We start from the raw sequence: 13534 nt of genomic DNA on the forward strand, positions 1-13534 counted from the left end.
GTGGGGTCCTTGGAGAGGGCCTTGGACAGGGTCTGCGCGAGGGCTTCGGGGAGCGGTAGCGGGGGCGGGTCCTCGGTCAGTACGCCGAGGACGAACCGGGCCGTGCTGCCCGGCCCGTCCAGAGGGAACGCAGGTCGCCCGGCCAGCAGTTCGTACAGCATCGACCCCAGCGCGTACACGTCGGAGGCGGGTGTCGGTGGGTGGCCTTCGAGTTCTTCGGGGGCCGCGTGGACGGAGGGGAGCGTGCCGTCGGGAAGTTCCGCGATCGACATCAGCGCGGACATCGCGAAGCCCGTGACCGCCACGTGGCCCGCCTCGTTCACGATCACGTTCTCGGGCTTGACGCGCCCGTGCACGCCGCCCGCCGCATGCGTGGCGGCCACCGCGTCCGCCACCGCCCGCACCAGCTCCACCGCTCGCGTGAGCGGCATCGGCAGGCTCCGCCCGGCCCGTTCGGCGAGCGTGAGGCCGTCGTGCGGCGGCGTGACCAGGTACGGCCGCCCGTCGCCGGTGGCCCCGACCTCCAGCACCGGTACGACACCGGGATGGGCGGTGAGCTCGGCGGGAAAGGCGAAGCCGCGCACGATCCGCTTGAGCGCCCGCCGGTCCACCCGATGGCACGCCAGCGTCTTGACCAGCACGTCCGCGCCGGTCGTCGTGGCCCGCGCGAGATGTACGGCCCAGGGACCGTCCTGACCGGCCCGTTCCAGCAGCCGGTGACCGCGGACCTGCTCCGTCAGCACCGTCATGCGACCACGGACGGTCCGCCCAGGTCATCGCTGTCGAACGCCTCGTCCTCCACCAGCGGGAACCTGGCGCGCTCGCGTTCCCGCTCCTGCCCGCCAGGAGCCCCGCCCATCATCGGCGGGATCATGCCCATCGGCATGCCGGTCGCCCCGGCCCGCCCGGCGCCCGGCGGCGTGGCTCCCCCGGCCTGCGTGACCGCGGCGGTGCCGCTCGGAGCGCCCGGCCCGGTGCCCGTCTGGGGTACGCCGGTCTGCGGCACCCCTGTCTGGGTCGGCGCGGTCTGCGGCAGGCTGGACAGGTCGGTGGCGGTCGGGATGTGCGGCGGTTCGGGCGTCTTCAGGTCGGGGGTGTCGAGCGCCGGGTTCTTCAGGTCCGCCGGGGACTGAGCGGACGCGTCCGGATCCTGCGACGACGGGTCCTCAAGCGACGGATCCTTGAGCGCCGGGTTCTCAAGAGTGGGGTCCTTGAGCGAGGGGTCGGTGAGTGACGGGTCCTTGAGCGAGGGGTCGGTGAGGGAGGGGTCGGTGAGTGACGGGTCCCGCATGGCGGGGTTCTGGAGATCGGGCTGGGTGAAGCCGGGAGTCCCGGGAAGCCCGGACCCCGCGTACGGATCACCCACCCCCGACAAGGGCTGCAACCCCGTCGGGGAGGCCAGGGACGGGTCCACCATCCCGCCCTGCGGTGCGCTCGACCGCTGCTCGACATACCCCCCGATCGCGCCATAGGCATCGCCCATGAACCGGTTGAGCTGCCGCAGATGATGCCGCGCGAGTGCGTGCCCGTTGTTGTCCTCGCCGACCATGTCGTAGAACCAGTCGTCCACGGGGACGTCGCCCGTGCGCGGCACGTTGTTGTGAAACCAGGGCAGCACCTGTTCGCCGTACCAGACCAGCGGCTCGCCGACCGAGCGGGCGGCGAAGCTGATGCGGGCGAGGTCCCGTTGCAGTTCGCCGATGGTCTCGAAGATGCCCTGCAGCGCCTCGCCGCCCAGCGTCTCGGCGATCCGCCCGGCCTGCAGGTGCAGCAGGTCCACGGAGTCCGCGCACATCTCGGCGATGCGCCGGTAGTTCTTCCCGGCCTCGGCGATCCTGGCGGGATTGGTGCTCTGGATGAGGGCGGCGACGCCGTCGCTGCTCTCCGCGTCGCCCCCGCCGACCGGCATGGTGTCCTCGACCTGCGGCTTACGGGTGTCCTTGAGCGCCGCGGTCCAGTAGTCGCTCATGTACGAGGTCCCAGCCCGCGCGCGATCGACCGGTCGGCGCCCTTGGCGGTCTTGACGGTGTCGTCGAGGGCCTGGATCACGGCCGCGTACACGGTGTAGATACGCTCGATCGCGCTGTCGAGCGTGGTCTTGGCCGTGTCGGTGGTCGCCTTGAAGTCCGCGGCGGCCTGCCACCGGCCGAGGTCCTGATCGGTGAGGCCGGACTCGATGAGGCGGACCTTGAGGCTCGGCTCGCCGCCCTCGCCCCGCAGCCGCTCGAAGTCCTGGCGCAGCCGTTCCACCGGGGACGTCGGCGGGGGCTTGCCGCCGGCCGGGTCCTCGTACTCGTCGATCTTGATGAACATCCGCCGCTCCGCCGTGTCCGGGTCCACGCGGTTGGAGGCGAGCATGGCCTCGGGGCGGGCGTCCGCGGGCAGGGCCGGCGCCTCGGGAGGGTAGTCGCCGTTGCGCCACCTGTGTACGTGGTCGGCGTACGCCTCCTCGATGTTGTCCGGATCGTAGTCCTTCTCCTGTCCGCCGAAGCCGCCCTCGTAGCTCCGCGCGATCTCCGGCCGCTGGGCGACGGACAGACCGAGGCCGGGCCTGGGGACGCCGTTCGCGTCGCCACCCTCGGCCTGAGGTGTCGTCATGTTGCTCTCCGCGTCAGGGTCGACGGACATGCCAACCCACTGCCTATCCCGCGGGGAACAGCGCGGCGCGTCATTTCAAGATATTTCTAAGAGAGCCGGCGGCAGGGGAAATGTCGGCAGACTTCGTACCGTGCCTGTTCTCTGGTACGGCGCCGCGGCCTTCGTCCTCGCGCTGACCCCGACCCCCGCCCCCGCCCGCGCGGTGACCTGCGATCCCGAGCCCGGCGTCCAGGAGGTCACCGGCAAGCCGTGGCCGCAGGAGCGGTTGCGGTTCGAGCGGGCGTGGCGGCTCACCAAGGGGGACGGCGTGACGGTCGCCGTGGTCGACAGCGGCGTGGACGTCGCCCATCCGCAACTCGCCGGCGTCGTCACCCGCCAGGACGACCTCACGGGCACCGGCGCGCGCGACTGCGTGGGCCACGGTACGGCGGTCGCCGGCATCATCGCCGGCCGCGACCTCACCTCGCGCGGCGTCCCGGTCATGGGCGTCGCGCCGGCCGCCAGGATCGTGTCGATCAAACAGACCGAGGGGCAGAGCGGCGACGTCATCCGGCTGGCCGAGGGCATCAGGCGGGCGGCCGAGCTCGGCGCCGACGTGATCAACGTGTCCGTGCAGGCCGAGGACCATCCCGTGCTGAAGTCGGCGGTCACGTACGCGCAGGACAAGGACGCGATGATCGTCGCGGCGGCCGGGAACGTGAAGCAGGAGGGCGGGGCGGTCACGCCCGCGTACCCCGCCGAGTACCCCGGCGTGATCGCGGTCGGCTCGGCCGGGCCCGGCGGCGGGAAGTCGGAGTTCTCCAACGGCGCGACCCGCATCTCGGTCACCGCGCCGGGATCGGGGGTGACGAGCGCGTGGACGGGCGGCGGATACCGTACGGGACTGGACGGCACCAGCTTCGCCGCCCCCTTCGTGTCGGGCGTGGCTGCCCTGGTCAGGGCCAGGCACCCGGAGCTCGACCACTGGCAGGTCAAGCGCAGGCTGGAGGCCACGGCCGAGGGCGGCGGCGCGGCCGGGACCGGGGCGGGGCTGGTCAACCCGCTGCTCGCGGTGAGCGCGGTGCTCCCGCCCGCCACCGGCGAGACGGCCCGGCCCGCACCTGGCCCGGTCCTGCTGGCGAAGGCCCCGGTGCCCGACGCCAGGAGGCGGGAGATCGCCATCGGGATAGCCGTGGGCGCGGGCGGGGTGACGGCGCTGGTTGTGTTCCTGGCGTTGACGCTGCCCAGGGCCCGGCGCAGGGGCTGGCGAGCGGGGCAGGCCGCGACATTTACAGGAAAGTTGAAATCGTAGTGCGCCCGGTTCGGGCGGATCTACGTTGCTGCGAACGACACAGACCCGGTCGAGTTCGGGTTCACGCGATCCGAGAGGTAAACCGTGGCAGAGCCGACACGATATGCCGACGGCAGTCAGCACAGCGCGGCCGACCGCGCGATGATCGCCCACGGCAACATCACCCAGATCCACAACAGGCTCACGCAGATCCCAGCGACGCTCGGCGCCGCCTGGCAGGGCGAGTCGGCCAGCGTCTACACGCAGGTGCTCAACGAGTGGAACCCGCAGTTCAAGAAGGTCATCGACGCGCTGAACACGATCGCGGAGAACCTGAAGGCGTCGGGCATCCAGTACACCGAGGCGAACACCAACGCGCGCGAAGTCGCCGAGAACCTCAAATCCCTGCTGGGCGGCGGCAAGCTCTGACGAACGGAGAACGACGATGACCGGTGGCGGCGACATCATCCTCGCCAATTTCGACGAGATGGAGGAGATCGCGGCCGAACTCGGCCGGGCCTACGCGAACCTGGTCGGCGAGCTGACCGACCTGGAGGACGACCTCAGGGTGCTGGAGACCTGGGAGGGCGCGGCCAAGGACGTCTACCTGGAGGCCAAGCGCCAGTGGAACGACGCGGTCGTGGCCATGGGCGACACCATGCAGCGCTTCGGCCCCGCGCTGCACGACGCGACCGAGATCATGCGGGACGCGGAGCACGCCAACGTCCGCCGCTGGGGCACCTGAGCGCGCGATGGCCGCTGACGAGCCGCTCATCGACCCGGCCACCGCGGGGGACAAGGCGGTGTGCCGGCCCGACACGCTCCTCGACGTGGCGGGCAAGCTGACGAAGGACCTGCTGCCCCGGTTGGAGGCGGCCAGGTACCAGGTGCCCGACCTGTCGCCGGGCGCGGCGGGCGACTGGGACATCGCCCAGGGGTACGGCGACACCGTGCGCCGGGCCAGGCTGGCCACGGTGGACTCGCTGGAGTTCGTCCTTGCGCAGGTCCAGCGGGTCATCGACGACCTGGCCGGCACCGCGGGCACCGTGCGGGACGCCGACCAGCGGGCCGCCGGCGCGGCGCCACGTACCGACGGCGCGAGATAGAGGGACGAGTGCCGGAACCACAACCGATCAAGGACACCTGCCTGCAGGGCGGGAACGTCAACGCGTACGGCGGGCGCGAGGAGATCCGGCGCATGGTCATGGCGACCAGGCCGGAGGAGTTCGGGCCGGTCGTGGACGCGTACCGGGCGACGTCCGAGCTGCTCACCGCCACGATCACGGCGCTGGGCGAGAGCGCGGCGCGGCTGGTGGCCGACGGCGACTGGGGCGGGGAGTCCGCCAGGGCCATGCTGACGCGGATGAGCCGGCTGCAGTCGTACCTGCAGTCGCTGCGCGGCGGCGTGAACGGGGTGCCGCCTGCGCTGGAGACCGTGAGCCGCGAGCTGACCACCGCGAAGGAGCGGTTCGACCAGGCCACGGAGCAGCGTACCTACTGGGTCGAGGCCAGTGGCATGGGGGCGGGGTCGATGGAGCCCGCCAACGATCCCGACGCGGACGCGCGGGCGTTCATGCTGGAGCTCAACGGCGTCTACCACGGCGCGCACGCCGGCCTGCCGGAGCGGCTGCCGTGGGACGCGGAGCTCGCCTCGCCGGCTCCCTACCTGCCGTCGCCCGAGCGGGCGGCGACGCCGTCGCAAGGCGGCGACCTGCGGTTCGAGGACACGGTCCCGGCCGGATTGCGCACCGACTTGTCCGGCATATCCGGATATCAGCCCGCGCCTGCCGGTCCGTTGCCGGGTTCGTTCCCGGGCTCATCATCGGGCTCATCCTTGGGGGGCGCCGGGGGCACGTTCCCGCCACAGGCACCCCCAGCCGGGACGCCTGCGGCGGGAACGCCGCCGCCCACAAGTGCCCTCGCCGCCGGCCACCCCCAGCCCGCACCGAGCGGTACGCCCTCCGCTCCCGCACCGTCGAGCACTCAGCCGGGCGGGCACCCCAGCGGCGTCCTGCCGCCCGCCGGCGCCCCGGTCGGTCCCACCCAGAACAGGCGGTACGGCGGGCCCTCGACACCCGATGACCCGTACACCTCGGCCGCCACCGCCCAGGACCAGGGACAACCCCGCAGAGCCGAGACCGGTCCATCGGTGCGGCCGGGCAGCGTGCCGGTCGTGGACGGCTCGTGGCCCGCGACCGGCCCGGCGGCGGGCCGCGCCGAGGCGGGCGCCACCGCGGCGGGCGGGATGCCGTTCATGCCGATGGGCGGCGGAGCCCCGCAGGAGAGCCAGACGCGGCGGTCGGTCACGTCGCGGAGCGACGACGACTTCTTCAAGCCGGACATCGACTGCGGCCCACCGGTGGTGGGGTGAGGCTCACCCTGGGGACACCCGACCGGCGGACGCGCACCCTGGGGACGGCCGACCGGCGGACGTTCACCCGAGATAGGCCGTCTGGATGAGCTTCTCGCCCGACCGCCGGTCCACGTAGAGCCCACGGCCAGGGGGCAGTTGCCGTGGCCGTACGTTGCCGAACAGCTGGCCCTCGTCCCTCGGCCCGGACAGCAGCACGGCGGGCGAGTTCATCTCCTTCAGCCGCCGTACGACCGGGTCGAGCATGCCCCGCCCCGCGCCGCCCATGGACCGGGCCAGCACCAGATGCAGCCCGATGTCCCTGGCCTGCGGGAGCAGGTCGCCGAGCACGGTCAGCGGGTTCGCGGAGGTGGCCACGAGGTCGTAGTCGTCCACGATCACGTACAGGTCCTGGCCGGTCCACCAGCTCCGCGTGCGCAGTTGCTCCGAGGTCAGGTCGGGCGGCGGCAGCCGGGACTGCATCGCCTCGTGGACGCCCTTGAGCAGGGTCGCGGCGGCCGTGCTGGATGCGGCGTACCCGATCCGGTGCTCGGTGTCGGTGGCGTCCAGCAGCGCGCGCCGGTAGTCGATGACGACGAAGCGGGCGTCGAGCGGCGTGTGCCGGGTCGCGATGCCGTGCGCGACCAGGCGCAGCAGGTTGCTCTTGCCGCTCTCGGTGTCGCCGAACACCACGAAGTGCGGGTCGGCGTCGAAGTCCAGCAGCACCGGCGCCAGCGCCGCCTCGTCGATCCCGATCGGCACGCGCGTGCCGGAGTCCGGAGGTGGGGCGGGGAGCGTGTGCGCGGGCAGCAGGGCCGGCAGCAGCCGTACGGGCGGGGCCGGGTGGTCGTGCCAGGCCGCCGAGGCGGCCGCCACCAGCGCGGACACCCCGTCGGACAGGTCGTCCACCGTGGAGCGGCCGTCGGCGCGCGGCAGCGCGGCCAGGAAGTGCAGCCCCTCGCGGGTGAGGCCGCGCCCGGGAGCGCCCTCGGGCACGTTCGCGGCCGCCTTGCGGTCGATCTCGGAGTCGAACGAGTCGCCGAGCCTGAGCTCCAGCCGGGTGGCGAGCAGGTCGCGCACGCTCGAACGGAACTCCATCCACTTGTTCGCGGTGCCGACGACGTGGACGCCGAAGCCCAGGCCGCGCGTGACGAGGTCGCCGAGCGCCGGTTCGAGCTGCTCGTACTCCTGGCGCAGGGTCGCCCACCCGTCCACGACGAGGAAGACGTCGCCCCAGCCGTCGCCCTCGTAGGCGCCGGAGGCGACCAGGCGGCGGTAGGTGGCCATGGAGTCGATGCCGCGCTCCACGAACAGCCGCTCCCGCCGCTCCATGATGGTCTTCACCTCGGCCACGGTCCTGCGTACCGCGTCGGCGTCCACCCGGGTCGCCACGCCACCGACGTGCGGCAGCCCGGTCAGCGCCGACAGCGTGCCGCCGCCGAAGTCCAGGCAGTAGAACTGCGCCTCGCGCGGGGTGTGCGTGAGCGCGATCGAGGCGATCAGCGTCCGCAGCAGGGTGCTCTTGCCGGTCTGCGGCGCCCCGACGATCGCGACGTTGCCCGCCGCGCCGGACAGATCCAGCCAGTACGGATCCCGCCGCTGGTCGAATGGGCTGTCCACGATCCCGGCCACGGCGTGCAGCCGCCCGGGACGGTCGGGTCCCGTGCCTGCCGCGGTGAGGCCGTGCTCTGGCGTGGCCTCGATGCGGGGGAGCAGCCGGTCGAGCGGGGCAGGCTCCCTGAGCGGCGGCAACCAGATCCGGTGCGCCGCGGGACCCTGCCCGGCCAGCCGCCCCACCACGATGTCCAGCAGGCTGTCCTGCCTGCCCTTGTCCTCCGGGACCGGCGGCGGCTGCCGCTCCACGGGGGGCAGCGGCACGCGTTCCGTGCCGTACCAGACGATCTTCCCGCGGTGTCCGGCGCGCGCCGGCGTCGCGGGCCCGCGCGGCGCGGCCACCTGGTACGGCCCCGACACGTACGCCGCCTTGAACCGCGTCATCCCCGTCGTCTCGAACATCAGGTACGCGTTCCCCGGCTCCGGCGGCAGCGAGTACGCGTCCGCCACCCCCAGCACGGCCCGGCTCTCCATGGCCGAGAACGTCCGCAGCCCGATCCGGTACGACAGATGCGTGTCCAGACCGCGCAACCGCCCGGACTCCAGCCGCTGCGAGGCCAGCAGCAGGTGCACCCCCAGCGACCGGCCGAGCCGCCCGATCATCACGAACAACTCGATGAACTCCGGCTTGGCGCTCAGCAGCTCGCTGAACTCGTCGAGCACGATGAACAGCGTCGGCAGCGGCCGCAGGTCGGCCCCCTGCTCGCGGGCCTGCTCGTAGTCGCGCAGCGAGGCGTGGTTGCCCGTGGCGCGCAGCAGCTCCTGGCGGCGTACCAGCTCGCCGTGCAGCGCGTCGTGCATGCGGTCGACCAGCGGCAGCTCGTCCGCCAGGTTCGTGATGACCGCGGAGACGTGCGGCAGCGCGTCGAGCCCGAGGAACGTCGCGCCGCCCTTGAAGTCGACGAGCACGAAGTTCAGCGTCTCCGAGGAGTGCGTGACCGCCAGCGCCAGCACGAGCGTGCGCAGCAGCTCCGACTTGCCCGAGCCGGTCGCGCCGACCACGAGACCGTGCGGCCCCATGCCGCCCTGAGCCGCCTCCTTGATGTCCAGCTCGACCGGCCGCCCGTCGGCGCCGAGGCCGATCGGGACCCGCAGCCGGTTCCTGACCGGGCGCGGCTGCCAGGTGGTCGCGGGGGAGAGCCGCCGCGCGTCGCCGATCCGCAGCAGGTCGGTGAGCGTCGTGTTCGTGGCGAACACGTCCCGCTCCTCCTCCTTGCCCGCGCCCGTGCCTGCCCGCATGGGCGCGAGCTGCCTGACCAGCGCGGCGAACGCGGGCAGTTCGAGCCGGTCCGGCCGGCCGAGCCCGGATCTGACCTGCTTGCCCAGCTCGTCCTCCGCCACTCTGACCAGGGCGTCCTGCTCGACCTCCAGGGCCAGCGTGAGCTGCGCGGGCACCGGCGCCGTCGCCCCGCCGAGGTCGATCACGGTCACGCCCTCGATGACGTCCGCGCCGAGCTGACTGCCCGCCGGCACCTTCCCGCCGTCCACCACCACGACGTGGTACGGCAACGCGTCCGCCGAGAGCCCCTTGCTGAACCGGGGCCGGTCCTTCAGCTCGAACCCCAGCAGATCGTCCAGCTCGCCCAGGTCCCCCACGACCAGCCGCACCGGTCCCGCCCCGTCCTCCTCGCCGGGATGCAGGGCGTGCGGCAGCCACTTCACCGGCTCCCACTCGCGGGCCCGCTCGCCCGCCGCGCACACCGAGATCCGCAGGTCCTCGTGCGAGTGCAGCGCCGCCGCCTGGGCCAGCGCGGCCCGTACGAGGCCGCGCGCCGCCGCCGGATCCCCGGTGAGCACGATCCTGGCGAACGAGTGCAGCGCCAGCGCCACCGGCAGCCCGGGGACCGTGGCATGGGTGCGGACGAAACGGCGCAAAGCCCCCGCCGTCACCGGGTCGAGGTCCTCCACCGGCTTGGTCTCGGGCGGGACCATCGGCAGCGCCAGCCGCTGGGCCGAGGTGGCGATCCTGAGCTGGGCGAAGTCGTCGTCGCGGGGCCGCCGCTCCCACAGCCGCGAGGTCATCACCAGCGACCAGAGCGCGGCCGGGTCGGGATGGCTCCAGGTCATGGCCTGGCGCTGCTGCGCGGCGGCCGCGCGTACCCGCTTCCTGACCTGCTCCAGGTAGCGATAGTAGTCGCGGCGCTGGCCGTTGAGCTGGTTCTTGCGCTCGCCCGCGGTACGCATCATCTGGCCCACGGTCATGCCGACCATCGAGACCGCGAACAGCCCGCTGGACACCAGCATGATCGGGTTGTTCGTGCCGCCGCCGGTGAACATGAGCGCCATCGCCCCCGCCCCGGCGATCATCGGCAGGTAGGTCAGGAGCTGGGTCATGCCCCCGCCGGTGACGGCCTCCGGGATCTCCGGGGGAGCCTCCAGCAGCACGTCACCGCTCGGGGGGTCGGGCGGTCTGCGCCGCTCCGGCCTCCGGACCACGATCAGACTGCCGCTCACCACGCTTATGGAAGCCGCTGACGTAGTGAAACAGGCGATATTTCAAAATTCCTGAACGTATTCCGGGCCTCGTGCCGGATGTCCCGTCCATACACTCGTCCGGGTGAGCGCCACCGGAACCGACCTGTGCCGGGTCACCGTCGTGACCCCGCGCGGTTTCCTGGACCTGGGCTTGCCGCCTGACATCCCCCTTGCCAACCTGCTGCCCACGCTGCTGCGCATCGCCGGCGAAGGGCTCGCCGAGGCGGGCCTGGCGCACGGCGGCTGGGTCCTGCAACGCCTGGGCGCCCCGCCGTTCGACCCGAACGCCACCCTCGCCGACCTGGCCGTCCACGACGGCGAGCTGCTGCACCTGCGCCCGCGCGGCCACGAGCTGCCGGAGGTCGTGTTCGACGACGTGGCCGACGCGGTGGCCACCGGCGTGCTGGAGCGCACCGGCCGCTGGCAGCCGGCCGCCACCAGGGCCTACGGCCTGCGCGCTGCCGCCGCCCTGCTCGGCGCGGGCGCCGCCGCGCTGCCCCTGACCGGGCCGCCGTGGCTGCCCGCCGCACTCGTCGCGCTGGCGGTCGCACTGGTCCTGCTGCTGGTCGCGGTCGCGCTGTCCCGTGCGCTCGGCGACGCCAGGGCAGGCGCGCTGATCGGGTACGCCTCCCTCCCTTACGGCTTCGTCGCCGGCCTCGTGGGACCAGCCTCGGGGACGGACGTCCTCCAGGCGGACAACCTGCTCGCCGCCTCCGGCGTGGTGCTGATGCTGGCCACGGCGACCGGGTTCGCGGTCGCGGAGGGGCTGCCTGCGTTCCTCGGCGTGGCCGTCGCCGCGTTCTGCGGGCTGGTGGCGTCCGGCGTCGTCATGGCGTTCGGGCTCCCCGCGGCGGGGGTGGCGGCGGTGCTGGCCGCGATCGGCGTGGGGTTGACGACCGCGATCCCGTCGCTGTCGTTCCGGCTGGCCGGGCTGCCGCTGCCGGCGCTGCCCACGACGGCCGAGGAGCTCAGGCGCGAGAGCGGCGACCTGGACGGCCGGCTGGTGATCGACAGGACGGTGGTCGCCGATCGTTTCTGCACCGGGCTGCTCTGCGGGGTGGTGCTCGTCGTGCTCGGGACGCAGGTGCTGCTCGTGCTGACGGGCACGTGGGCGGCGATCGCGATGAGCGTGGCCCTGTCGCTGGCGCTGCTCATGCGGGCGCGCGCGTTCGAGGGCCGCGGCCAGCGGGCCTGGCTGCTGAGCGCGACGCTGCTCGGGGTCGCCCTGCCGGCCGTCGCCGCGGTGGCCGCGGCCACGGACGGGACCGTGGTCTACGTGATCGTCCCCGGGCTCGTGGTGCTCGCCCTGGCCGTGGCGGGGACGGCGCTGTGGCTGACGTCCGCGCGCCCGTCCCCGTTCTGGGGCCGTGCGGGCGACATCTTCGACATCATCCTCATGATCACCCTGGTCCCGCTGTCGCTGGCCGTACTCGACGTGTACGAGACCATCCGCGGCCTGGTGAGCTGACGTGCACAACCAGCGCGACCTCTACCAGGCGTACCGGCTCACCGTCCAGCGCATCGGGCTGGCGCTGCTGCGGGCCCAGCCGAACCAGCCGGAGTGGCCGCTGCGCAGGCAGAACATCGGGTTCCTTGCCGGGATCATGGTCGCGGTCCTGCTGTGCGTCGGCTTCGCCGTATACGGCCTGCTGCGCCCCGGCGGCACCAAGTCGCTGGAGGACCCGGGCACGCTGATCATCGAACGCGAGACCGGCGCCAGGTTCGTCTACAGCCACGACCAACGCCGGATGATCCCCGTCGCCAACTACGCCTCAGCCCGCCTCGTGCTGGGCTCGGCCGGCGTCAAGGAGCGGGTGGTCGCGCGTGAGGCCCTGACCGGGTACGAGCGCGGCGCGCCCATCGGCATCCCCGGCGCCCCCGACTCGCTGCCCGCCCCCGCGAACCTGACCAAGGGACCCTGGTCGGCCTGCGTCCAGGAGCGGGCGGAGCCGACCGGGCGAAAGCCGTACGTGATGCTGATCGCCGGACGGCAGGCGGGCGGGACGCCCGTCGCAGAGGGGGAGGCGCTGCTGGTGGACGTCGGCGGCCAGACGTGGGCCATCTGGCGGGGCACCCGCATGCGCGTGGCCTCGGGCATCGCCAGGGGGCTCACCTCGGGAGCGCCCGCCGCCGTGCCGGTGCCCTGGCTCAACGCCCTGCCTGAGGGCCCCGACCTGGCCGCACCTGACATCCCCGGGCGCGGCCGGCCGGTGACCGGTCCAGGAGGCACGGCCGCCGCCGTGGGGCAGGTGTTCCGCGCGGGCGCCGTGGCCGGCGGCGAGCCCCGCTGGTACGTGCTGCTCGCCGACGGCCTCGCCCCCGTCACGCCCGGCCAGGCCGCGCTCCTGCTGAGCGACCCGGGCAGCCGGTCGGCCTACGGCGGCGGCGCGGTGAAGGAGATCCCCGTGGACGCGGCCACCGCCAACGCCGCCCGCCGCTCGCGTACCACGATCCCCGCCGACGGCCTGCCCGGCGAACTGCCGCGCATGACCGCCTACGACCCGGCCAACCCGCTCTGCGTCGTCTACGCCGACACGGGCACCGGCTCCACCCGCGTCCGCCTCACCACCGGCGCCGCGCTGCCCGAGCCACGCGGCGACGCCACCGACCTCGTACGCCTCCCGCCCGGCCAGGCGGTCCTCGCCGGCGTCCTGCCCGGCGACGGCCAGCTCGCCGCGGTCCAGTCGTACTACCTGGTCACCCCCGAGGGCCGCCGCTACGCCGTGCCCGGCGCCGACGCGCTGACCAGGCTCGGCTACACCGCAGCCCAGGCCACCCCGGTCCCGCTGAACCTGCTCCAGCTCATCCCCGAGGGCCCGGTGCTCGATCCCGCCAGGGCCGCTGAGCCGGCGCTGGATCAGTAGCCCTGGTAGCCGCTCCCGGTCTTCGTGCCGACCACGCCTGGCACGTTGGAGATCGAGCCGTAGCGGCTGACGGCGTACCGCACGGCGGCGATGATGTTGTCCACGGGGTCGTAGATGTTCCCGTGCCCCGGCAGCTTGTACGCGTCGAACGTCGGGTCGATCGTCTGCATCAGGCCCTTGGACGGCGTGCCGTTGGCCGCGTTGGAGTCCCAGTTGTTGATGGCGTGCGGGTTCCCGCCTGACTCCTTCTTGATGATCAGGTAGATGTCGTTCGGGTTCATCTTGTCCGCGGGCACGCCGTTGGCCTTGAGTATGGAGATCGCCTGGTTGATCCAGTCGGCGACCTGGCCCTGGGGGGCGGGG

General features: G+C 73.1%; 12 protein-coding genes. 7 read left to right on the plus strand and 5 right to left on the minus strand.

Going from position 1 to position 13534, the window contains the following annotated elements; translation table 11 throughout:
- The 3 genes from ITP53_RS47425 to ITP53_RS47435 form a co-directional block, all read right to left on the minus strand.
- Positions 1-749: protein kinase domain-containing protein (locus ITP53_RS47425; RefSeq protein ID WP_195902053.1), on the minus strand; the 749-nt coding region annotated here is incomplete at its 3' end.
- Positions 746-1969, minus strand: coding sequence for a hypothetical protein (locus tag ITP53_RS47430; protein ID WP_195902054.1), 1224 nt, complete (start codon positions 1967-1969; stop codon positions 746-748). The genes ITP53_RS47430 and ITP53_RS47425, both read right to left, overlap by 4 nt.
- The gene (locus tag ITP53_RS47435) at positions 1966-2598 is read right to left on the minus strand and encodes a hypothetical protein (RefSeq protein ID WP_195902055.1); all 633 of its coding nucleotides are present in this window, start codon (positions 2596-2598) and stop codon (positions 1966-1968) included. The genes ITP53_RS47430 and ITP53_RS47435 overlap by 4 nt, the downstream gene beginning before the upstream one ends.
- Positions 2599-2728: 130 nt before the next feature.
- Here ITP53_RS47435 and mycP point away from each other — a divergent pair, with 130 nt between their 5' ends.
- From mycP to ITP53_RS47460, 5 genes are all read left to right on the plus strand, one after another.
- Complete coding sequence (mycP, locus tag ITP53_RS47440; protein WP_195902056.1) at positions 2729-3889, plus strand: type VII secretion-associated serine protease mycosin; 1161 nt, start codon at positions 2729-2731, stop codon at positions 3887-3889.
- An 84-nt stretch (positions 3890-3973) separates the two neighbouring features.
- Complete coding sequence (locus ITP53_RS47445) at positions 3974-4297, plus strand: WXG100 family type VII secretion target (RefSeq protein WP_195902057.1); 324 nt, start codon at positions 3974-3976, stop codon at positions 4295-4297.
- A 16-nt stretch (positions 4298-4313) separates the two neighbouring features.
- Positions 4314-4613: a WXG100 family type VII secretion target gene (locus ITP53_RS47450; RefSeq protein WP_195902058.1), complete on the plus strand. Its 300-nt coding sequence runs from the start codon at positions 4314-4316 to the stop codon at positions 4611-4613.
- A 7-nt stretch (positions 4614-4620) separates the two neighbouring features.
- Positions 4621-4974: a hypothetical protein gene (locus ITP53_RS47455; protein ID WP_195902059.1), complete on the plus strand. Its 354-nt coding sequence runs from the start codon at positions 4621-4623 to the stop codon at positions 4972-4974.
- Between the two features lie 8 nt (positions 4975-4982).
- Positions 4983-6239, plus strand: coding sequence for a WXG100 family type VII secretion target (locus ITP53_RS47460; RefSeq protein WP_195902060.1), 1257 nt, complete (start codon positions 4983-4985; stop codon positions 6237-6239).
- 63 nt (positions 6240-6302) lie between these two features.
- On the opposite strand, the gene eccCa is transcribed toward ITP53_RS47460, so the two are convergent.
- Positions 6303-10286 carry a type VII secretion protein EccCa gene (eccCa, locus tag ITP53_RS47465; RefSeq protein WP_195902061.1) on the minus strand — a complete coding sequence of 1328 codons (3984 nt, stop codon included), beginning with the start codon at positions 10284-10286 and terminating at the stop codon, positions 6303-6305.
- Between the two features lie 103 nt (positions 10287-10389).
- Here eccCa and eccD point away from each other — a divergent pair, with 103 nt between their 5' ends.
- Together eccD and eccB are read left to right on the plus strand one after the other, a co-directional pair.
- Positions 10390-11775, plus strand: coding sequence for a type VII secretion integral membrane protein EccD (gene eccD, locus ITP53_RS47470; RefSeq protein WP_195902062.1), 1386 nt, complete (start codon positions 10390-10392; stop codon positions 11773-11775).
- A gap of 1 nt (position 11776) precedes the next feature.
- Positions 11777-13171, plus strand: coding sequence for a type VII secretion protein EccB (gene eccB / locus ITP53_RS47475; RefSeq protein ID WP_195902063.1), 1395 nt, complete (start codon positions 11777-11779; stop codon positions 13169-13171).
- Here eccB and ITP53_RS47480 read toward each other — a convergent pair.
- On the minus strand, positions 13165-13534 hold a 370-nt coding region (locus ITP53_RS47480; protein ID WP_195902064.1), incomplete at its 5' end, for a transglycosylase SLT domain-containing protein. The genes eccB and ITP53_RS47480 overlap by 7 nt on opposite strands.

Source organism: Nonomuraea cypriaca, assembly GCF_015645445.1.
Taxonomy (GTDB): Bacteria; Actinomycetota; Actinomycetes; order Streptosporangiales; family Streptosporangiaceae; genus Nonomuraea; species Nonomuraea cypriaca.

Coding starts and splice junctions, on each gene's coding strand:
- ITP53_RS47455 (WP_195902059.1), top strand. CDS start 4,621: ATGGCCGCTGACGAGCCGCTCATCGACCCGGCCACCGCGGGGGACAAG.
- ITP53_RS47430 (WP_195902054.1), bottom strand. CDS start 1,969: ATGAGCGACTACTGGACCGCGGCGCTCAAGGACACCCGTAAGCCGCAG.
- ITP53_RS47435 (WP_195902055.1), bottom strand. CDS start 2,598: ATGACGACACCTCAGGCCGAGGGTGGCGACGCGAACGGCGTCCCCAGG.
- ITP53_RS47450 (WP_195902058.1), top strand. CDS start 4,314: ATGACCGGTGGCGGCGACATCATCCTCGCCAATTTCGACGAGATGGAG.